The sequence below is a fragment of the Tepidiforma bonchosmolovskayae genome (genome assembly GCF_008838325.1).
In the GTDB taxonomy this organism is placed as follows: Bacteria; Chloroflexota; Dehalococcoidia; order Tepidiformales; family Tepidiformaceae; genus Tepidiforma; species Tepidiforma bonchosmolovskayae.
Map to the genome: position 1 here is coordinate 1,922,962 of NZ_CP042829.1, position 19,071 is coordinate 1,942,032.

21 protein-coding genes are annotated in these 19,071 nt (G+C 70.0%); 16 read left to right on the plus strand and 5 right to left on the minus strand.

The genetic code is table 11. The annotated features are described in order from the left end of the window. The first annotated feature begins 131 nt into the window (after positions 1 to 131). From Tbon_RS09695 to Tbon_RS09725, 7 genes are all read left to right on the plus strand, one after another. Positions 132 to 1,778 carry a globin-coupled sensor protein gene (locus tag Tbon_RS09695; RefSeq protein WP_158067515.1) on the plus strand — a complete coding sequence of 549 codons (1,647 nt, stop codon included), beginning with the start codon at positions 132 to 134 and terminating at the stop codon, positions 1,776 to 1,778. A 117-nt stretch (positions 1,779 to 1,895) separates the two neighbouring features. Further along, entirely contained in the window at positions 1,896 to 2,543 is a 648-nt protein-coding gene (locus Tbon_RS09700; RefSeq protein ID WP_158067516.1) for a helix-turn-helix transcriptional regulator, read from the plus strand. 60 nt (positions 2,544 to 2,603) lie between these two features. After that, entirely contained in the window at positions 2,604 to 3,263 is a 660-nt protein-coding gene (locus Tbon_RS09705; protein ID WP_192497885.1) for a helix-turn-helix transcriptional regulator, read from the plus strand. A 92-nt stretch (positions 3,264 to 3,355) separates the two neighbouring features. Beyond that, the gene (locus Tbon_RS09710; RefSeq protein ID WP_158067518.1) at positions 3,356 to 4,600 is read left to right on the plus strand and encodes an LLM class flavin-dependent oxidoreductase; all 1,245 of its coding nucleotides are present in this window, start codon (positions 3,356 to 3,358) and stop codon (positions 4,598 to 4,600) included. Between the two features lie 21 nt (positions 4,601 to 4,621). Then, positions 4,622 to 5,404, plus strand: a complete 783-nt coding sequence (locus tag Tbon_RS09715; protein WP_158067519.1) for an alpha/beta fold hydrolase — start codon at positions 4,622 to 4,624, stop codon at positions 5,402 to 5,404. A 99-nt stretch (positions 5,405 to 5,503) separates the two neighbouring features. Next, positions 5,504 to 6,619, plus strand: coding sequence for a bifunctional diaminohydroxyphosphoribosylaminopyrimidine deaminase/5-amino-6-(5-phosphoribosylamino)uracil reductase RibD (ribD, locus tag Tbon_RS09720; RefSeq protein WP_158067520.1), 1,116 nt, complete (start codon positions 5,504 to 5,506; stop codon positions 6,617 to 6,619). After that, a complete protein-coding gene (locus Tbon_RS09725) occupies positions 6,620 to 7,087 on the plus strand; it encodes an EVE domain-containing protein (protein ID WP_158067521.1) in 468 nt (155 codons plus the stop codon). On the opposite strand, the gene Tbon_RS09730 is transcribed toward Tbon_RS09725, so the two are convergent. The 4 genes from Tbon_RS09730 to thrB form a co-directional block, all read right to left on the minus strand. Further along, positions 7,084 to 7,506 (minus strand): YbaN family protein, encoded by a 423-nt coding sequence (locus Tbon_RS09730; protein ID WP_158067522.1) that lies wholly within the window; start codon positions 7,504 to 7,506, stop codon positions 7,084 to 7,086. The two genes, Tbon_RS09725 and Tbon_RS09730, sit on opposite strands and share 4 nt — an antisense overlap. 99 nt (positions 7,507 to 7,605) lie before the next feature. Next, positions 7,606 to 10,053 (minus strand): hypothetical protein, encoded by a 2,448-nt coding sequence (locus Tbon_RS09735; RefSeq protein WP_158067523.1) that lies wholly within the window; start codon positions 10,051 to 10,053, stop codon positions 7,606 to 7,608. Positions 10,054 to 10,212: 159 nt separating this feature from the next. Next, positions 10,213 to 10,704 (minus strand): GNAT family N-acetyltransferase, encoded by a 492-nt coding sequence (locus tag Tbon_RS09740; RefSeq protein WP_158067524.1) that lies wholly within the window; start codon positions 10,702 to 10,704, stop codon positions 10,213 to 10,215. Next, positions 10,704 to 11,612: a homoserine kinase gene (thrB, locus tag Tbon_RS09745; protein ID WP_192497886.1), complete on the minus strand. Its 909-nt coding sequence runs from the start codon at positions 11,610 to 11,612 to the stop codon at positions 10,704 to 10,706. The genes Tbon_RS09740 and thrB overlap by 1 nt, the downstream gene beginning before the upstream one ends. 137 nt (positions 11,613 to 11,749) lie before the next feature. Between thrB and Tbon_RS09750 the strand changes: the two genes are divergently transcribed. The 8 genes from Tbon_RS09750 (at position 11,750) to uvrC (ending at position 18,091) form a co-directional block, all read left to right on the plus strand. After that, positions 11,750 to 12,622: an ABC transporter substrate-binding protein gene (locus Tbon_RS09750; protein ID WP_158067526.1), complete on the plus strand. Its 873-nt coding sequence runs from the start codon at positions 11,750 to 11,752 to the stop codon at positions 12,620 to 12,622. A 37-nt stretch (positions 12,623 to 12,659) separates the two neighbouring features. Then, positions 12,660 to 13,400 (plus strand): amino acid ABC transporter permease, encoded by a 741-nt coding sequence (locus tag Tbon_RS09755; protein WP_158067527.1) that lies wholly within the window; start codon positions 12,660 to 12,662, stop codon positions 13,398 to 13,400. A 5-nt stretch (positions 13,401 to 13,405) separates the two neighbouring features. Next, a complete protein-coding gene (locus Tbon_RS09760; RefSeq protein ID WP_158067528.1) occupies positions 13,406 to 14,188 on the plus strand; it encodes an amino acid ABC transporter ATP-binding protein in 783 nt (260 codons plus the stop codon). A gap of 68 nt (positions 14,189 to 14,256) precedes the next feature. Further along, positions 14,257 to 14,457: a hypothetical protein gene (locus tag Tbon_RS09765; protein ID WP_158067529.1), complete on the plus strand. Its 201-nt coding sequence runs from the start codon at positions 14,257 to 14,259 to the stop codon at positions 14,455 to 14,457. A 61-nt stretch (positions 14,458 to 14,518) separates the two neighbouring features. Beyond that, positions 14,519 to 15,184, plus strand: coding sequence for an NADH-quinone oxidoreductase subunit B (locus Tbon_RS09770; protein ID WP_098504604.1), 666 nt, complete (start codon positions 14,519 to 14,521; stop codon positions 15,182 to 15,184). A 65-nt stretch (positions 15,185 to 15,249) separates the two neighbouring features. Then, positions 15,250 to 15,465, plus strand: a complete 216-nt coding sequence (locus Tbon_RS09775) for a hypothetical protein (protein ID WP_158067530.1) — start codon at positions 15,250 to 15,252, stop codon at positions 15,463 to 15,465. A 65-nt stretch (positions 15,466 to 15,530) separates the two neighbouring features. Beyond that, a complete protein-coding gene (locus Tbon_RS09780; protein WP_158067531.1) occupies positions 15,531 to 16,184 on the plus strand; it encodes a phosphoribosyltransferase in 654 nt (217 codons plus the stop codon). A gap of 32 nt (positions 16,185 to 16,216) precedes the next feature. After that, the gene (gene uvrC, locus Tbon_RS09785; protein ID WP_225734594.1) at positions 16,217 to 18,091 is read left to right on the plus strand and encodes an excinuclease ABC subunit UvrC; all 1,875 of its coding nucleotides are present in this window, start codon (positions 16,217 to 16,219) and stop codon (positions 18,089 to 18,091) included. Positions 18,092 to 18,106: 15 nt separating this feature from the next. Here the strand turns inward: uvrC and Tbon_RS09790 are convergent, their stop codons facing one another. Beyond that, on the minus strand, positions 18,107 to 18,322 hold the full coding sequence (locus tag Tbon_RS09790; RefSeq protein ID WP_192497888.1) for a hypothetical protein: 216 nt from the start codon (positions 18,320 to 18,322) through the stop codon (positions 18,107 to 18,109). Positions 18,323 to 18,400: 78 nt separating this feature from the next. Between Tbon_RS09790 and Tbon_RS09795 the strand changes: the two genes are divergently transcribed. After that, complete coding sequence (locus Tbon_RS09795; protein WP_158067533.1) at positions 18,401 to 19,024, plus strand: SGNH/GDSL hydrolase family protein; 624 nt, start codon at positions 18,401 to 18,403, stop codon at positions 19,022 to 19,024. The last annotated feature ends 47 nt before the right edge of the window (positions 19,025 to 19,071 follow it).

Below are 19,071 nucleotides of genomic sequence, written 5' to 3' on the forward strand. Positions count from 1 at the left end.
CCACAAAGAAATCCGACAAAGCCGCCCCACAGGGTTTCTCCTGATGGCACCCCCGGTCATCCCTTTGTGGATTGGTAGACGGCAATCAAGGGCCGCCGTCGATTGCTAACTCGTTGCCCGGGAGTCCATCCATGTCCGACCGCCTCACCCAACGCCTCCATATCGACCGCGCCGACCAGGCCCTCCGCCTCCGCTGGGTCGGCATCTCCGAACGCGACGCCGCGCTGGTCCGTCGCGCCGCCGCCATCCTCCGCCCGCAGGCCGAGGAGATCGTCCGCCGCTTCTACGACCACGCATCCGCCTTCCCCGAATGGCAGCGGAAGGTCCAGGAAGCCGGCTCCACCCGCGCCCGCCTCGAGGCCGCCCAGCTCGACTACCTGCTCCGCCTCCTCGACGCCCGCTTCGATGAGGAGTACTTCGAACACCGCCTCCGCGTCGGCGCCGCCCACGCCCGCCTGCACATCGAACCCCGCTGGAACGTCGGCAACTACGGCGTCTACGGCCAGCTCCTCTTCCCCGTGCTCGCAAAGAAGCTCAAGGGCCAGGAGCTCGCCGAGACCATCGCCGCGCTCATGAAGGTCTTCGTCCTCGACGCCTCGCTCGCCGTCGAAACGTTCATCAGCGAAGGCGTCCTCGAAAAGCTCGTCGATATCCACGACACCCTCGGTCAGCCCCTCCAGAACCTCGGGCAGAACATCGCCCAGGTCGATGTCGCCGCCCGCGATATCGCCGGCGCCGTCTCCGAAGTCGCCCGCGGCGCAGCCAGCCAGACCTCGACGATGGCCGCCCTCAATGCCGAAATCGATGCCCTCGGCGACGCCTTCGCTGGCGTCGCCCGCGCCGCCGCCGACCAGGCTGCCGCCCTCGACGAAGCCGTCCGCGCCACCGATACCGTCCAGCAGGCGCTCGAACGCGCCCGCGCCGCTGCAGCCTCGGCCACCGAGCGCGGCGAAGCCTCCCTCGCCGAAGCCCGCGAGGGCACGGGTGCCGTCCAGCAGACCATCGAGGCCATGGCTGCCATCCGCGACACCGTCCGCCAGACCGCCGCGGAAATCGAAGACCTCGGCCGCCAGGGCTCGCAAATCGGCGCCATCGTCCAGGTCATCGATGACATCGCCGCGCAGACCAACCTCCTCGCCCTCAACGCCGCCATCGAAGCCGCCCGCGCCGGTGAACAGGGCCGCGGCTTCGCCGTCGTCGCCGAAAACGTCCGCTCCCTCGCCGAGCGCACCGCCGTCGCGACCAAGGAGATCGCGGCGCTCATCGGCGCCGTCCAGGGCGGCACCCAGCGCGCCGTCCGCGCCATGGAGACCTCGATGGCCAACGTCGACGAGGGCGCAGCCCGCGCCGAGCGGGCCGGCGCTGCCCTGGAGCGCATCGTCCAGGGCGCCTCGGTCGTCAACGACGAAATCCGCCGCATCTCCGAGGCCGCCCGCTCCGTCGACGAGAGCGTCGCCATCGTCGTCGACATCCTCGAGCGCGTCGCCGGTCTCGCCCGCGAGTCTGCCGGCCGCGCCGCCGAAATGACCGCCGCCGCCGAGCGGGTCCGCCACGCCGTCGCCGATGCCTCCGCTGTCGCCCAGCAGTCCGCCGCCGCCAGCCAGCAGGTCTCCGCGAGCGTCGAAGAGATCGCCGCCCAGGTCTCCGAAATCGCCCGCGAAACCCAGGCGCTCGCCGGCAGCACCGCTGAACTCGCGAGCTTCATCCTCCGGTTCGGCACGCTCGCCCATAACTCCCGCGGCGAAACCTTCACCCTCCGCCAGCCCGCCGCGGCCTGACGCCCCCGCCCGGGAGGGCCGGACCCGCTGCATCCGGCCCTCCCGGCCCGTCGACCGTGGGCCGATCGGCCCTCACCGGGGCGCAGGTTTCCCCCTACCCTCCAATCGATTCCTTCCATGGCCGAAACACTCACCCCCCAGCTCGAACTCCTGCCCCCGGCACGGCGCCTCCTGCTTCTCGGCCTCAAGCAGCTCGGCGAAACCGACGCCGAATCGCTCTCGCGCGTCGCCTTCCTTTCCGTGCCCGCCGTGCGCGCCCACCTCGCCGGCCTCGCCCGCCACGGTCTCGTCTCGATTACCCGCCGACCCGAAGGCCCCGGCCGCCCGCGCAACCGCTACGCCCTCACCCCCCGCGCCGAATCGCTCTTCCCGCAGGGCTACGCCCGCGCCGCCCGGTGGCTCCTCGAAGCCGCCGATTCCGACCCCGCCATCCGCAAGCCCTTCCTCCGCGCCCTCGTCGAGGCACGCCTCCGCGAAGCCGCCGAAGCCTTCGACGCCCCCACCCCCGCCGGCCGCGTTCAGCAGCTCACCCGCGTCCTCGAAGACCTCGGCTACTACCCCCTGCTCGAAACCATCCCCGGCAGCAAGTGGCGCCTCACCCTGCGCCACTGCCCCTTCGTCGAGCTTGTCGCCGACCACTCCGAAGTTTGCGCCATCGAATCCCGCGTCATCCAGGTCGCCCTCCCCGGCGGCCGCGTCGAACGCACCTGCGCCCGCAGCGAGGGCGCCCCGGCCTGCGCCTATCTGTTGCAGAGTTTCCGCTAATTCAATTCGAATACGTCGCGCCATTCGCGCGACACGCACCCGGCGGGTATCGTTGCCCACGTGTTGGGGAGCGAACCGCCGCAGGGCGCAAGCATCGACTATCTGTCCCCCACCCGGCAGGCGCTGGTGGTAGCCATCAAGGTCCTCGGCGAAGCCACGACCGACCAGCTCGCCCGCGAAACCTTCCTCTCCCCCGGCGCTGTCCGCCAGCACCTCCTCTCCCTAGAGGCCCAGGGCATCGTCACCTTCACCAGGGTCCGCGAAGGCCCCGGGCGGCCGCGCCATGTCTTTCGGCTCACCCCCCGCGGCGAAAGCCTCTTCCCCCAGCAGTCCGCCGACCTTGCAATTTCGCTCCTCGCGGCCATCCGCGGCGAATCGCCCGCCGTCCTCGACCGTGCCTTCGCCGCTCTCATCGACGGCCAGGTCCAGCTCGCCGAAAGCCACCTCCTCGCCCTCGCCCGCGACGACCGCATCGTCGGCGTCCTCGAGCTGTTCGAGCGGTTCGGCTACTTCCCCCGCGTCGAACTTCCCGACGACCGTTCGACCCGCATCGTCCTCCGCCACTGCCCTCTCCTGAAACTCGCCGCCGAAATCCCCGACGTCTGCGAGGCCGAGTGCGCCGCCCTGCGCGCCGTCCTCCCCGGCATGACCGTCGAGCGCGTCGAGCACCGCCTCGCCGGCGACCCCCTCTGCACCTACGAACTCACGCCCGACGAGTAGCCCATCGGCCCGGCCGAGAGGCCCCATTCGGCCGTCTCCAGCCCGCCCCCCGGCCTTTAGCCTCGCGCAAAACATCTGCGCAGGAGCCCGGGGTGAAGTTCCACTGGTTCAACCTCATGCCCTACCCCTACCTGCCGGACGACTTCCGGCAGAAGTACCGCAGCGTCTGGGTCGATGTCGATTCCCGCCTCTACGACCCGGTCAAGGGTCATCGTATCTACCACGACTACCTCGACCTCCTCGAGTTCGCCGCCGAACTCGGCTTCGATGGCATCGGCGTCAACGAGCACCACGCCAATGCCTACGGGCTCATGCCGTCGCCGGCACTCATGGCAGCCACCCTGGCCCGCCGAACCCGCAACGTCTCCATCGTCCTCCTCGGCATGTCCATCGCCCTCTACAACCCGCCGACCCGCGTCGCCGAAGAGATGGCCATGCTCGATGTCATCTCCGGCGGCCGCCTCATCGCCGGCTTCCCCGTCGGCACGTCGATGGATACCAACTATGCCTTCGGCGCCAACCCGGCCACCCTCCGCGAGCGGTACCAGGAAAATCACGACCTCATCATCCGCGCCTGGACCGACCCCGATGTCTTCGCCTGGAACGGCCGCTTCAACAAGCTCCGCTACGTCAACATCTGGCCCCGCCCCATCCAAAAGCCCCACCCGCCAATCTGGATCCCCGGCGGCGGCTCCATCGAAACCTGGGACTTCTGCGCCGCCCGCGGTTACAACTACTCCTACCTCAGTTTCTCCGGCTTCAAGCGCGCCGCCCAGCTCATGAACGGCTTCCACGACCGCGTCGCCGAGCTCGGCCTCCCCTTCAACCCCTACCAGGCCTCATTCGCCCAGCAGATCATCGTCGCCGAATCCGATGCCGAGGCCGAAGAGAGCTATTTTCAGCACGCGAAGTACTTCTTCGAGCGCTGCCTCCACATCTACCCCGGCTTCGCCGATGCTCCCGGCTACCGGACCGAAGCCACCATCCGCGCCGGCCTCAAGGCCCAGGTCGGCGGCGTCTCCTCCGGCGGCGCCGTCGGCAAGTCCTACCGCCAGTGCGTCGATGAGGGCTTCCTCGTCGCCGGCAACCCCGACCAGGTTACCGAGCAGATGGAGCACCTCATCACCTCGCTCCGTGTCGGCCACGTCTTCTGCCTCCTCCACATCGGCGACATGCCCCGCGAGAAGTGCGAGAAGAGCACCCGCCTCTTCGCCGAAAAGGTGATGCCCCGCCTCCGCCACCTCTGGCAGGGGTACGAAGACCACTGGTCGCCCAGGCCGCTCCCCCCGCACCTCATGGCCGAACCCCGCCCCATCCGCCAGCCGATCAACGCTTGAACCGCACCAGGGAGCACTGCCATGGAACAGCTGACCATCACCGTCCGCCCCGGCACCGCACCTGTTCACTTCTTCCGCGGCGGTGCCGGCGAGCCCGTCCTCTACCTCCACCACCTCGCTGGCATGCAGGGCTGGGAGCCCGCCATCGCCGAACTTGCCACAAAGTTCGAAGTCTTCGCCCCGTATCACCCCGGCTGGGGCCCCTCGCAGGGCCTCGACGACGTCGAAACCGGCCTCGACCTCGTCCTCCATTACATCGATTTCCTCGACGCCCTCGGCCTCGAACGGGTCCACGTCGTCGGTCACTCCATCGGTGCCTGGATCGGCGCCGAACTCGCCGCCATCCGCCCCGACCGCGTCCGGAAACTCGTGCTGTTTACCCCCATCGGCATCTGGGACGACGAAATCCGGGGCGAAGACCCCTTCGCTCAGAACCCCCTCCGCGCCACCGAGGTGCTCTTCGCCGACCCCGCCCGCCGCGAAAACCTCATCCTCCGCGACGGCACGGTCGACCCCCTCGAGAACTACGTCCAGGAGATGAAGGACCTCAAGGCCGCCGCCAAATTCCTCTGGCCGATTCCCGATACCGGCGTCATCCGCCGGCTCCCCCGAATTCAGGCCCCCACCATGCTTGTCGGCGCCGCCGGCGACCGCGTCGTCCCGCCCGCCTACATTCCCATCTGGAAAGCCCACATCCCCGGCGCTGAGTCGAAAACCATCCTCGATGCCGGCCACCTCGTGAATCTCGAACAGCCCAGCCGGTTCGCAACCATCGCCGGGAGCTGGTTCCTCCGGCCTAACTGAGGCTCCGGCGGCGGGGCATGGCTTCCGCCGGGGTCGTGCGGGGGCGCCCTCGGAGCGCCCCCGCACGCATGTCGCCCGTCCCTCCGCTACCCTCGTGGCATGAGCGCTCCCTCGCCCTTCATGCAGGAGGCCATCCGCCTCGCCGCATCCGTCCGCGGCCGCACCTCGCCCAACCCCTGGGTCGGAGCCGTCCTCGTCCGCGATGGCCAGGTCATCTCCCGCGGCGCCACCGCACCCTACGGCGGCCCCCACGCGGAAGCCGCCGCCCTCGCCGGGGTCGACGCCCGCGGCGCTACCCTCTACTGCACCCTCGAGCCCTGCGTCCCCTTCGAAGGCAAGCGCACCCCTCCCTGCTCCGACGCCATCATCCAGGCCGGCGTCGCCCGCGTCGTCGTCGCCCTGCTCGACCCCCACGTCGGCGGGACCGGCGTCCAGCGTCTCCGCGACGCTGGCATCGAGGTAGCCGTCGGCGACGGCGCCGAAGCCGTCACCGACCTCCTCCGGCCCTACCTCAAGTGGCGCCAGCTCGGCCTCCCGTATGTCATCGCGAAGTTCGCCGTCAGCCTCGATGGCGCCGTCGGCGCCCCGTCCGCCGGCGTCACCTGGCTCACCGGCCAGGCCGCCGTCGAACGCGCCCACCGCGACCGCGACTGGGTCGATGCCATCCTCGTCGGCAGCGGCACCGTCATCGCCGACGACCCGGCCCTCACCGCCCGGCCCGGCGGCCAGCCCGCCGATCGCCAGCCTGTCCGCGTCGTGCTCGATGCCCGCGGCCGCACCTCCCCCGACTCCCGCGTCTTCGCCCCGGGCGCGCCGGTGATTGTCGCCACAGCGCACGGCTCGCCGCCGGAATGGCGCGAGGCCATCGTCCGGACCGGCGCCACCCTCCTCGAGCTCGACCGCAGCTCGGGCCGCCTCGAACTCCGCCAGCTCCTTCGCGCCCTCGGCCAGCGCAACATCCAGTCCCTCGTCGTCGAGGGCGGCCCCACCGTCCACGCCTCCTTTTTCGAGGCCGACCTCGTCGACGAGGTCCACGCCTACGTCACCCCGCGGCTCCTTGGCAGCGCCGGCATCCCGCTCGTCCCGCAGGGCGCGAGCCTCCCGGTCATCCATATCGACCCGGTCGAAATTGCCCCGTTGCCGCCCGACGTGCTCATCCGCGGCTACACTGGCAGCTGGCAGCCGCCCCTGCCCATCCTCGCACCGGAGCGCTGAATGCCCCGCAACTGGATCGTCGTCGGCTCACCCGAAATCTTCGAAACCACCCGCGCCCTCGGCTTCACCCGCCATGGGTTCAAGAGCACCCGCCGCAACATGGCCAACAGCATCCAGCCCGGAGATCTCCTTGCCTTCTATATCTCCGGGCGCAAGCAGTTCGCCGCCATCTGCCGCGTCACCACGCCCGTTGTCGAAGAGCACACCCGCATCTGGCAGAGCGCCAAAAAACCCGACGAACTCTACCCCTACCGGGCCGGCATCGAACCCGTCTTCGTCCTGCCCGAAGACCGCTGGCTCGACGCCGAGCCATATCACGACCGCTTCCGCTGGACCCAGCGCTGGCCCCGCGCGAACTGGACCCTCGCCTACCAGGGCAACCTCCACGAAATCCCGCAGGAGGACATGGACCTGCTGCTTGCCGACTTCGAACGCGCCGCCCGCGGGGAGGCCGCCGCCTCTGCCTAAGACCGGTGCCGGATTGTCCGAAGCGTTACGAGGTGCACCGTCACCGCGACACAGATCGCGATGAGCAGCAGCTGCACCCACGGGATGCCGATGAAGTACTCGCTCACCCCGATCCCGGCCCAGAGCGTCACGACCGACCACACCTTCGTCCCCACCGTTGCGCCCCGCTCCTCCTTATACGCCCGCAGGTGCCGCCCGAACCACCGGTTCGTGGTCAGCCACCGGTACGCGCCCGGCGAACTCTTCCCGTACAGCCCCGCAGCTCCGAGGAAGAAAACGGTCGAAGGCAGCAGCGGCAGGAAGATCCCGAGGATGCCCACGCCGACCAGCACGCTCCCAAGGCCCACGTAGACCCACCGGCGGACGCCCCGCGTCGTCGCCTGCCGCGGCGCAGCGGCCGAACCTTCCAATTCTCCCATTCCGGCGAAACCGGTCTCCTGCACTGCAGGAACAGTATGCCATGCGCGAATTGGCCCGTCACGGCCGTTCGTGCCCCCCGGGAACGTCCGCCCGGCCGTCTACCAGGTAATCCGGCGGAGTGCCCCTCCGCTGAGGATGTACGCCGTTCCTCCGCGGACCGTGAACGCCCGCGCCCCCGCGAAATCCGGGTGCCGGTACTGCCGGTCGAACGCCCCGTCGCGCAGCAGCACCACCACGCGGCTGTTCGCCGGGTCCAGCACCGCCACCTCCGCTGCGGAGAGTGCCTGCGGCGTCTCGGCCGCCACCAGCTTCCGGTCGATCCCTGCCTGCGACAGCGTGAGCGCCACGCCGCCGCCGATGAACCGGTGGAGGGTCCCGTCGGCGTCGGCCGTCAGGATTTCGGCGTCCACGAACAGCCGCCGCGCGTTGGCAAGGTCCGCCGTTTCCAGCGCTTTCGCCGGCGGATTCGGGAACCCGTCCCGCTCCTGGGCGTACCGGTACACCACTTTGTGCGCCGCATCGAGCACGTACAGGTCGCGTCCCCGGACGGCGATATCCGTCACCACCAGCCCCTCCGGCGCGTTGAATGCGAGCGCCGTCAGCGCGTCGTTCTCCCATGCCCACAGTCGATTCTGGTGGTCGACGATCAGCAGCGCAGGCGCGCCGCGGTCGTTCGCGTCGAGGTGCGCAATCGCCACCGGCCGCCCCCGCTTCGCCGCGGCATCCTCCGCGTAGATGCTCTTCGCCGACCCGTCTGCCAGCGCCACCGCAATCACCTGCGGCGTCGCCGCATCCAGCAGGTACACGTGGTCCGGCCCTGCCGCCATCCGCGATGGGGCGACCGGCCGCTCGCCGAACCGGTCGAGCGATGTCACCACCTCAACGGACGCCGGCTGGACCACCCGGTCCATCTCGTTCAGGGCTCCCGCTACCTCATTGAAGAGCGTCTCGGCCTGCGGGTCGCTGCCCTGCAGCTCGCGCGCTTTGAGCAGCAGCGCCTGCGCCTCGACCAGCGCCGTCCGACGTGCCGCCGGGTCGTCGACCACCCGCGCGATGGCCAGCTTCTGGGCTGCCCCGTTCAGCAGGTTCGAATACTCCGCTCCCGGGTCGCCCTTCAGCATCGAAGGCACCGTCACAATCCCAACGAGGAGGAGCAGCACGGCCAGGCCGGCCATGATGACCGCCCACGTCGGCGGCAGCTGGTAGTTCCCGAGCCGCGGCCGGTCGAGCGTCCCGCTCCCGCGCCAGCGGCCCCCCATCGATGACCGAACCCGAACCAGCGCCCCTGAGCCCGGGGCAAGGCCCGTCTCGCGCGTCACCGCCGCTGCGGAGGGGGTCTCCCCGCTCGGCCGCGCCCGCCGCTCGGCCGCCAGCTCATCCACCAGCGGGAGGTCCAGTGTTTCCGTCGATGGACCCGGCTTCGGGCCCTCCGCCGGCGCGAGGCTCCGTGTGAAGCTCTGCGCCCGCGGATTCTTACGCGGCGCCGGCGGCGGAGGCGGGCTCCCCGCGCTGGCCGCTGCCGCACCCCAGGTTGGCCGCAGCGCCGCCGTCCCTTCCGCCCCGCCCAGTGCAGCCCGCGCCCGCTCCGCCCGCTCGCGGCTCTCGGCCACCACCCGCATCAGCGCGGAGCGCCGCTCCCCCGCCGCCAGCGGCAGCGTCACTTCCTCCGCAGCAGCATCGGCCGCAGGCGCCGCCACCGGCAGCCGGCGCGGCGTCACCCGCTCCAGCTCATGCCGCGCCTCCAGCACCGCCTCCTCGTGCTCCTCGTCCACAAACAGGCTCGGCTGGTAGAGCCGCTCCTCACGCGGCGCCCCGGCTCCCCCGCCGGTCGCGTCGATGACCGCGCCCCCTGCCGGCGCCGACTCCTCCGCAGGCGCTCCGCCGGCCTTTGACACCGTCCCCGGCAGCGCGGCGAGCAGCACCGTCTGGTGCCGCAGGTGCTGCACCCGCCGGTACAGATCCGGCAGTACCTCCTCGAGCGGCAGCCCGGCGATCCCCCGCAGCACCTCCTCCTCCACCTCGGCCAGCGCCGGGGTCGAAAGCAGCACCACCCGGTCGCCCGCCTCGAACGGGAGCCGCCGAAGGAGCGGCCCCGGCCCCTTCCCGCTCCCAATCGGCTGGTCGAACGGCGGCTCCGGCCGGAGCAGCTCTGCCCTGCCGCCATGGACCGCCACGGCCGCCGCCGGCCCCGCCTGGCCGAGCACCACCTGCCCGCCCCGCCGGACAAGGCAGCTGACCCCAAGCGCCACCCGATGCTGCGCAATGCTCTTTCGATTCCAGTCGGCCACGGCCCGCTCGGCCTCGGCGAACAGCCGCCGAAGGATGCCCGTCAGGCTCATGTCAAGCGCCGTGAGCGCCTGCCCCATCGCCGAAACGACGTGGCCCGCGAACGCCTCACCCGCGGGCGTCGTGCCCTCGGCGACGATGAACAGCTCCACGCGGTCGTCTGCGGGGCCCCGGCCGTGGAATACCCCGGCGTTCGGCCCCCGGTCGACCGGTTCGTGATCCACGATCGCGAACTGGCCAACCTGGAGTGGCTCGGTCAAGTGCGACCGTCCTCCAGCTCACAGTGTTGGTCACGGGGAATGGACACGATGCCCCCGGCAGCCGGGGCTGCCAGGACCCCGCCGGCACCGTCGGCCACTATACCACCGCTTTCCACCACCAAACCAACGCTTCGCGCCCGCGTCATTCCGGGAAATCCCTTACGGGCCGCCGCCGCGCCCCGCATCTGCGAGCCGCGCGAGCGCCTCCCCGGTCAGCCGGTAAGTCGTCCATTCGTCCATCGCCACCGCGCCGAGGGCCCGGTAAAACCCGATAGCCGGCTCGTTCCAGTCGAGCACGGCCCATTCCAGCCGGGCGCAGCCCCGCTCCATCGCCAGCGCAGCCAGCCGCGCCAGCAGCGCCCGTCCGTACCCCCGCCCCCGCGCCTCCGGCCGCACGAACAGGTCCTCGAGATAGATCCCCGGCCGCCCTTCCCACGTGCTGAAGTTGTGGAAGAAGAGCGCGAACCCCTGCACGCCCCCCGCATCCTCCGCCAGCAGCACCTCCGCGTATGGCCGCGGCCCGAACAGGTGCCGCCCGAGCGTCTCCCGCTCCAGCCGCACGGCGTCCGGCTCCCGCTCGTACTCTGCCAGCGCCCGGATCAGCTCGATGATGACGTCGAGGTCGCCCGGCCCGGCGAAGCGGATGCGCATCACTCCCCCACCAGCTCAACCCGCGATACCGTCGCCCCTTCCTTCGCAATCCGCGTCACCAGCGCACGGCCGTCGTACCCGGCCGCCTTCGAAGCCGCCAGCATGGCGTTCGCCACCGCCCGCGCCGGCTCCTCCGGGCAGATCGCCGCTACCGAACTCCCCGCGCCGCTCAGCCACGCCGCATACGCCCCCGCCCGCCGCGCCGCCGCGAAAATATCGAACAGCGGCGGGAAGAGCGCGGCCCGCTGCCGCTGGTGCACCCGGTCATCGGTCGCCTCTGCCAGCAGCTCCATCCGCCCCGACGCCATCGCCGCCACGAACAGCGCCGCCCGGCCGATGTTGTGCACGGTATCGGCCTTCGAGTAGCTCTCCGGCAGCGCCTTGCGCGCCTCCTTCGTCGGCATCGAATGGTCGGGAATGAGGAGCGCAATGTGCGCATCCGCCGGAAAGCGCGATGCCGCCCGCACGTAGTGCCCGTCACCGCCCTGCACGCACACCTGCAGCCCGCCGAACAGCGCCGGGCAGGCGTTGTCCCCGTGCCCCTCCAGCTCGCTCACGAGGTCCAGCAGGGCCTGTTCGTCGAAGACGCCCCGCTCGAGCTCGTTCACGGCCAGCACGCCCGCAACCCGCGCCACCGCGCTCGCGCCCAGCCCGCGCCCGAGCGGGATCGCCACCTGGTACCGCGCGCGCACCCCGCCCGGCACCGGCTTCCCCAGCCGCTGATAGGCGTGCCGCACCGCCGAAAGCACCATCTTCTCGCCGACGTCCTCGGTCGGCGGCTGCTCCGCCTCGGAGAACGTCACCGTCACCGATGCGAACATATCCAGCGCGAGCCCAAGGCAATCGAACCCCGCGCCGAGATTTGCGCTTGTCGCAGGCACACGAACGGTAATCGCCGTACCCGGCATCACTGCCTCCCTGTTCCCGGTTCCCGAAGCCCGCATGGTACCAACCACCCCCGCCAAACCTCCAACCACGCGCTTGTCTTCCCCTCCGCCGCGTTCCATGCCATAGTCCCCACATTCCAAAACGGGGGTCGCGCTCCATGCTTCGCCGAACTGCCCTCCGCCTCGCGCTTGCTGCCCTTGCCGTCCCTGCCTTCGCGCTCGCTGCCTGCGGGGGCGACGATGACGACACCGGCGGTGGCGCTGCCGCCGACCTCGTGACGGCAAACGTCTCCTGCAAAGACCTCAACGTCGCCGCGCCGGCCCGCATCAAGTCCGCCGGCAAGTTCGTCGTCGCCAGCGACCTCAGCTACGCCCCCATGGAATTCGTCAAGCCCGGCTCCAACGAGGCGATCGGCGCCGACATCGACCTCGCCCGCTGCATCGCCGAAGCCTGGGGCGTCACCCTCGAGGTCCAGAACACCTCCTTCGATGCCATCATCCCGGCCCTCACCAGCAAGAAGGCCGATGTCATCATGTCCTCCATGAGCGTCACCGACGAGCGCAAGCAGCAGGTCGACTTTGTCGAATACCTCGTCGCCGGTTCCGGCATCCTCGTCAAGAAGGGCAACCCGAAGAACATCAAGTCCCTCGCCGACCTCTGCGGCAAGAAGGTCGCCATCCAGGTCGGCACTGTCCAGATCGACGAGGCCGAAGAGCAGAACGCAAAGTGCGCCCAGAAAATCCAGGTGACCACATTCGAGCAGAACACCGACACCATCACCGCGGTCAGCAGCGGCCGCGCTGATGCCGCCCTGATGGACTATCCCGTCGCCGCCTACGGCGCACGCCAGGTCAAGGGCACCGAAGTCGTCGGCGAACAGTACAACACCGGCCCCTACGGCATCGCCGTCCGCAAGGATGACACCGAAGTGCGGACTGCCATCCAGGCCGCCCTCGCCGCCATGAAGGAGAAGGGCAAGTACGAGGCCATCCTCAAGTACTGGGGACTCGAGGCCGGCGCACTGAAGTAGGTCTCTGCCCCGAACCTCCCTCCCCGAGGAGCCGACCGTGCCCGTCCTCGCCGTCAGCTGGACGTACATCGCGGACAACTTCTTCTCCGACATCGTCCTCCGCGGCGTTTGGATGACCCTCCAGCTCTCCGTCATCGGCATGGCGTTCGGCATCGCACTGGGGACCCTCTTCGCCCTCGGCCGCGTCGCCAGGGCGGCGCCGGTCCGCGCCGTCGCGCTCGCCTACATCTGGTTCTTCCGGGGCACCCCGCTGCTCGTCCAGGTCGTCTTCTGGTTCTTCGCCCTCCCCCAGGCCTGGCCGTCCTGGGCTCCCTGGGACGGCCAGCTCTCCCCCTGGCAGGCCGGCATCCTCGCCCTCGCCATCAACGAAGGCGCCTACATGACCGAAATCGTCCGCGCCGGCATCCAGTCCGTCGACCCAGGCCAGCTCGAAGCTGCCCGCTCCCTCGGCATGACCTACCGCCTCGCCATGCGCCGCATCATCCTGCCCCAGGCCCTCCGCGTCATCATTCCTCCCACCGGCAACGAGTTCATCGCCATGCTGAAGAACTCCTCCCTCGTCTCCCTCATCTCCGTGAGCGAACTCTTCCTCGTCGCCAAGCTCCAGTACTCCTCCACCCTCCGCTACTTCGAATGGCTCATCATCGCCAGCGGCTGGTACCTCATCCTCACCACGCTCGGGTCCTTCTTCCAGTCCTGGCTCGAATACCGGTACGGCGCCGCCAGCTACGGCCCTTCCGCCCGCCGACGCTGGCTCGCCTTCGGCGCCCGGGATTGACCCCCATGACCGCCCCTGTTGCCCCGCCCCTGCTGCAGATTGAGAACGTCCACAAGCGGTTCGGCCGCAATGAGGTCCTGCGCGGCATCACCGCGGCCGTCGCCGAAGGCGAGGTCGTCGCCATCCTCGGGCCCTCCGGCTCCGGCAAGTCGACCCTCCTCCGCTGCATCAACCACCTCGAACGCATCGATGCCGGCCGCATCCTCTTCGAAGGCCAGCCCGTCGGCTACCGCGAGCGGAACGGCCGCCTCGTCGAAGCCCCGGAGCGCGAAATCGCCCGCGTGCGGGCCCGCATCGGCATGGTCTTCCAGCGCTTCAACCTCTTCCCGCACCTCACCGCCCTCGGCAACGTCATGGAGGCGCCCGTCCACGTCCTCGGCCTCCCGCGCGAAGAAGCCCGCGCCCGCGCCGTTGCCGTGCTCGAACGGGTCGGCCTCGGGGCAAAGCTCGATGCCTACCCCGCCCAGCTCTCCGGCGGCCAGCAGCAGCGCGTCGCCATCGCACGCGCACTCGCCATGCAGCCCCGGCTCATGCTCTTCGATGAAGCAACCAGCGCGCTCGATCCCGAACTCGTCGGCGAAGTCCTCGCCGTCATGCGCGACCTCGCTGCCGCAGGCATGACCATGATCGCCGTCACCCATGAGATGGCCTTCGCCGCCGAAGCCGCCAACCGCGTCATCTTCATGGACGAAGGCGTCATCCAGGAGGAGTCGACCCCCGACCGCTTCTTCGCCAGCCCGGCGACCGAGCGCGCCCGCCAGTTCCTCCGCCGCGTCACCCGCCCCTGAAACCCCAGCCGGTCTTGCCCGTTCCAGCAGGCGTGCCATAGTATCCCCCGACTTGGGGGAGGTACGGGATGTATCAGTTTCCTAAATGTCGAAAATGTGATTACGGGGACCTCGTCCCCTTCTCCGACTTCGGCAGCCAGGGCGCACCCATTCACTTCAAAGCCTGGGTCTGCACCAACCCCGATTGCGGCTACAACATCAAAATCCGCAACGGCGACATCTACATCGACGAACCCATTAACGACGGCCAGGGCTACATCCGCCGGTAGCTCGCGGGCCGCGCGCCGGCCCCCATGCGGGCCGGCGCCCTTGTGATAAACTGAACGAGCGATGGCACAGCCGAACAAGGTTTACCAGCCCCTGCCCCTGCGGACCGAGAGCGACGTCGAGCAGGAAGTCCAGCAGAACATCCTCGTCACCAGCGTCGACCAGGTGCTCAACTGGGCGCGAAGCTCCTCGCTCTGGCCCTGCATGTTCGGCCTCGCCTGCTGCGCCATGGAGATGATCGCCACCGCCACGCCGCGCTACGACATCGCACGCTTCGGCGCCGAGATCTTTCGCGCCTCGCCCCGCCAGGCCGACCTGCTCATCGTCCCCGGCACCGTCACCTGGAAGATGGCCCCCGCCGTCCGCCGCATCTGGCTCCAGATGCCCGAGCCGAAGTGGGCCCTCGCCATGGGCGGCTGCGCCATCATGGGAGGCCCCTTCGCCTACGCCTACAGCGTGACGCCGGGCGTCAATACCCTCCTGCCCGTCGATGTCTACGTCCCCGGCTGCCCGCCCCGGCCTGAGTCGCTCCTCACCGGGCTCATGCTCCTGCAGGACAAGATCAAGAAAGACACCATCGGCAAGGGCTGGGTCCGCCGCGACGTCGAACCCCAGTTCCAGCGCTACCTGCCCGAGGGCGACCCGATCCGCAAAGAGCTCGAATCTCTCTGGCCGCCCTACATCGACTACGATCGGCCGCCGCAAGGCGACGCCTTCGGCGACCGCTAACCGCCGGCTTACACCACATCCCGACCGGGTGGCCCTCCACGCGGTCACACCACGGAGGTCCGCCTGTGCCCGCAGCATCCTGGGAAGAAATCGAACGCCTCGCCCGCCCCTTCTTCGAGCAGGGCATCCAGCCCGACCGCTCCGACCTGCTCGAAATCGCCTTCACCGGCGATTTCTCCGATGACGTCATCGACGCCATCGACTCCCTCGACGGTAAGCCCATCCCCAGCCTCGAGGCCCTCCGCGAAAGGCTCGCTGCCAACGGCGTCCTCGCCGGCTGACCGGCCCCGGCCCTGCGGCCCCACCGGCCCTCGACGCGGCCCTCGCCGGGGCGCACACTCCGGGCGTGACTGACCGTTTCGCCGACCGCCGCGAGGCAGGCCGCCTCCTCGGTGAGGCCCTCCGCCGCCTCGGCCTCCCGCTCGGCGCCATCATCCTCGGCCTCGCGCGGGGCGGCGTCATCGTCGCCGCCGAAGCCGCCCGCGCCCTCGGTCTTCCGCTCGATGTCCTCGTCGTCCGCAAGCTCGGCGTCCCCGGCCAGCCCGAGCTCGCCTTCGGCGCCATCGCCACCGGCGGCCGCCGCGTCCTCAACCCGGGTGTCATCGGCGAGGCCGGCGTCACCGACGCCGAAATCGAAGCCGTCACCCGCGAAGAAGAGCGCGAACTCCAGCGCCGCGAAGCCGCCTACCGCGGCAATCGCCCGCCGCTCGACCTCCGCGGCCGGACCGTCGTCCTCGTCGATGACGGCCTCGCCACCGGCGCCTCGATGCGCGTCGCCATCGAGGCCGTCCGCGCCCTTGGGGCCGACCGGGTCATCGTCGCCGTTCCTGTCGCGCCCCCGGGCGTCTGCGAAGAGCTCGCCGCGGACTTCCCCGGCCTCGAATGCGTCGTGCTCCGGACTCCCGACCCGTTCTACGCCGTCGGCCTCTGGTACCGCGCCTTCCCGCATACCTCCGACGACGAGGTGACCGCCGCCCTCGCCGCCTCCCCCGCCGCCTGAGCGGCCGCGCTCACCCTCGCTACACTGGATCCGTGGCCTCCTCAACCATCTCCGAGAAGCTCCGCAAGCAGCTCGCGGCCCTCCCTGCACGGCCCGGCGTCTACATCATGCGCAACGCCGCCGGCGAGGTGATCTACGTCGGCAAGGCCGCCCGCTTGCGCGACCGCGTCCGCTCCTACTTCGGCTCCCCCCACGGCCTCGAACCGAAGACCCGCGCCCTCCGCGAACAGATCGACGACTTCGAGTACATCGTCGTTTCCAGCCCTGCCGAGGCCCTCCTCCTCGAGGCCGCCCTCATCAAGCGCCATCAGCCCTTCTTCAACATCCGCCTGAAGGACGACAAGCGCTACCCCTACCTCAAGATCGACGTCCAGAACCCCTGGCCGCGCGTCTCCATCACCCGCCGCATCGAAAACGACGGCGCCCGCTACTTCGGGCCCTACGCCAGCGCTGGCTCCGTCCGCGCCACCCTCGACCTCACCAAGAAGCTCTTCCCCTGGCGCTCCTGCACGAAGGAGATCACCGGCCGCGACCCCCGTCCCTGCCTCGATTACTACATCAAGCGCTGCATCGCGCCCTGCACGGCCTACTGCACAAAAGAGGAGTACGACGAGGTCATCCAGCAGGTCATCCTCTTCCTCGAAGGCAAGGCCGACGACGTCCTCCGCCGCCTCCGCAAGCAGATGGACGACGCCGCCGAGCGCCTCGAATTCGAACGCGCCGCCCAGCTCCGCGACCAGATCCGCGCCATCGAGCGCACCGTCGAGCGCCAGCACGTCGCCACCACCCGCAACGAAGACGCCGACATCTTCGGCCTCGCCCGCGACGGCGACGACGCATGCGTCCAGGTCTTCTTCATCCGCGGCACCCAGATGATCGGCCGCGACAGCTTCATGCTCGCCGGCGTCCGCGACGAGCCCGATGCCACCGTCCTCTCCAACTTCCTCCTCCAGTACTACGAAGGCGCCCAGTACATCCCCCGGCTCGTGGCTGTCCCGGCCCAGCCCGAAGACCGCGAGAGCATCGAGGAGCTCCTCACCGGGAAGCGCGGCTCCCGGTTCGAAATCCGCATCCCGGCCCGGGGCGAAAAGCGCCGCCTCGTCGACCTCGCCGCCGAAAACGCCCGCGAGGCGCTCGCCGTCGCCCGCGTCCGCTGGCTCGCCGATTCCAGCAAGACCGAACTCGCCCTCGAACAGCTCCGCGAAGAGCTCTCCCTGCCCGAAATCCCCCGCCGGATCGAGTGCTACGACAACTCCAACATCCAGGGCACCAGCCCCGTCTCCAGCATGGTCGTCTTCATCGACGGCCGCCCCGCCCCCAACCAGTACCGCCGCTTCCGCGTCAAAACCGTCCAGGGCGCCAACGACTTCGCCACCATGCAGGAGGTCCTCCGCCGCCGCTTCGGGCGCCACGCCCGCACCGCCGAGACCGCCGCAGCCGACAACACCCCCGGCGCCGACGCTGCCTCGGCCGATGCGTGGGACCTCCCCGACCTCGTCATCGTCGACGGCGGCAAAGGCCAGCTCTCCGCCGCCCTCGAGGTCATGCACGAGCTCGGCGTCCACCACATCCCCGTCGTCGGCCTCGCCAAGCGCCACGAAGAGATCTTCGTGCCCGATGACGACGAACCTATCGTCCTGCCCCGCGGCTCCGAGGCGCTCTTCCTCGTCCAGCGCATCCGCGACGAAGCCCACCGCTTTGCCATCACCTTCCACCGGCAGGTCCGGGGCAAGTCCTCCATCCAGAGCGCGCTCGACACGATCCCCGGCATCGGTCCCAAGCGGAAGAAAGCGCTGCTTAAGAAGTTCGGCAGCGTCAAGGCGATCCGCGAAGCCGACGTCGACGAAATCGCCGCCACCGTCGGCTTCACGCGCGCCCTCGCCGAGCGCGTCAAAGCCCAGCTCTAATCACGGCCCGCATCCCTACCGCCGGAACAGCGCCGATACGAGCTGGAAGAAAGCCAGCACGGCGCCGCCGAAGAGCACCAGGGCCACAATCCGCAGCAACGCCCCGATCGGCCAAAGCCCGAGCCCGTACATAACGTCCCCTGCCAGCGTGACCAGCCACCAGAGCAGGGCGGCAAACAGTACCCGGGCGAGCGCCTCTCCGACTCCCGGGCGGTCACCGTACATTCTCATGCCCTCCGTGTACGGTCATCGCGCCGCATCGTCGCCCGCCCCCGCGACAGCTGCTGTCCGAGTCAGTACCTTGATCCCATGCCCCTCCGTTTCCTCGCCCTCGGCGATTCCTACACCATCGGTGAAGCCGTCGACCCCGCTGAGCGCTGGCCTGCGCAGCTCGTCCGCCGCCTCCGGGCCTCCGGCCTCGACCTCGCCGACCCTGTCATCATCGCAACCACCGGGTGGACTGCTGCCGAGCTGGCCGCCGCGTTCGATGCCGCCCCGCCCGAGGGTCCCTTCGACCTCGTCACGCTGCTGATCGGTGTCAACGACCAGTACCGCGGCCTGCCCTGCGACGGCACCTACCGCTCCCGCATCAACGGCCTGCTCGGGCGCGCCATCGAAGCCGCAGCCGGCGATCCCTCCCGGGTGGTCGTACTCTCCATCCCCGACTGGGGCGTCACCCCCTTCGCCGAAGGCCGTGACCGCGCCCGCATCGCCGCCGAAATCGACGCCTTCAACGAGGTGAACCGCGCAGCTGCTGCCGCCGCGGGCGCCCGCTGGCTCGATGTCACCGCCGTCTCGCGCGAAGCGGCCCGCGACCCCGGCCTCCTCGCCGGCGACGGCCTCCACCCCTCCGCCGGCATGTACGCGCGCTGGGTCGAACTCCTGCTCCCGGCTGCCCGGGCCATCCTTGCCCCCTCCGTATCCGGCTCCTGAACCCGCCCCCATCGACGCGCCGCTGCGAATGTCCTACCGTGGAAGCG

Coding starts and splice junctions, on each gene's coding strand:
- Tbon_RS09695 (WP_158067515.1), top strand. CDS start 132: ATGTCCGACCGCCTCACCCAACGCCTCCATATCGACCGCGCCGACCAG.
- Tbon_RS09700 (WP_158067516.1), top strand. CDS start 1,896: ATGGCCGAAACACTCACCCCCCAGCTCGAACTCCTGCCCCCGGCACGG.
- Tbon_RS09715 (WP_158067519.1), top strand. CDS start 4,622: ATGGAACAGCTGACCATCACCGTCCGCCCCGGCACCGCACCTGTTCAC.
- ribD (WP_158067520.1), top strand. CDS start 5,504: ATGAGCGCTCCCTCGCCCTTCATGCAGGAGGCCATCCGCCTCGCCGCA.
- Tbon_RS09725 (WP_158067521.1), top strand. CDS start 6,620: ATGCCCCGCAACTGGATCGTCGTCGGCTCACCCGAAATCTTCGAAACC.
- Tbon_RS09730 (WP_158067522.1), bottom strand. CDS start 7,506: ATGGGAGAATTGGAAGGTTCGGCCGCTGCGCCGCGGCAGGCGACGACG.
- Tbon_RS09740 (WP_158067524.1), bottom strand. CDS start 10,704: ATGCGCATCCGCTTCGCCGGGCCGGGCGACCTCGACGTCATCATCGAG.
- thrB (WP_192497886.1), bottom strand. CDS start 11,612: ATGCCGGGTACGGCGATTACCGTTCGTGTGCCTGCGACAAGCGCAAAT.
- Tbon_RS09750 (WP_158067526.1), top strand. CDS start 11,750: ATGCTTCGCCGAACTGCCCTCCGCCTCGCGCTTGCTGCCCTTGCCGTC.
- Tbon_RS09760 (WP_158067528.1), top strand. CDS start 13,406: ATGACCGCCCCTGTTGCCCCGCCCCTGCTGCAGATTGAGAACGTCCAC.
- Tbon_RS09765 (WP_158067529.1), top strand. CDS start 14,257: ATGTATCAGTTTCCTAAATGTCGAAAATGTGATTACGGGGACCTCGTC.
- Tbon_RS09770 (WP_098504604.1), top strand. CDS start 14,519: ATGGCACAGCCGAACAAGGTTTACCAGCCCCTGCCCCTGCGGACCGAG.
- Tbon_RS09790 (WP_192497888.1), bottom strand. CDS start 18,322: ATGAGAATGTACGGTGACCGCCCGGGAGTCGGAGAGGCGCTCGCCCGG.
- Tbon_RS09795 (WP_158067533.1), top strand. CDS start 18,401: ATGCCCCTCCGTTTCCTCGCCCTCGGCGATTCCTACACCATCGGTGAA.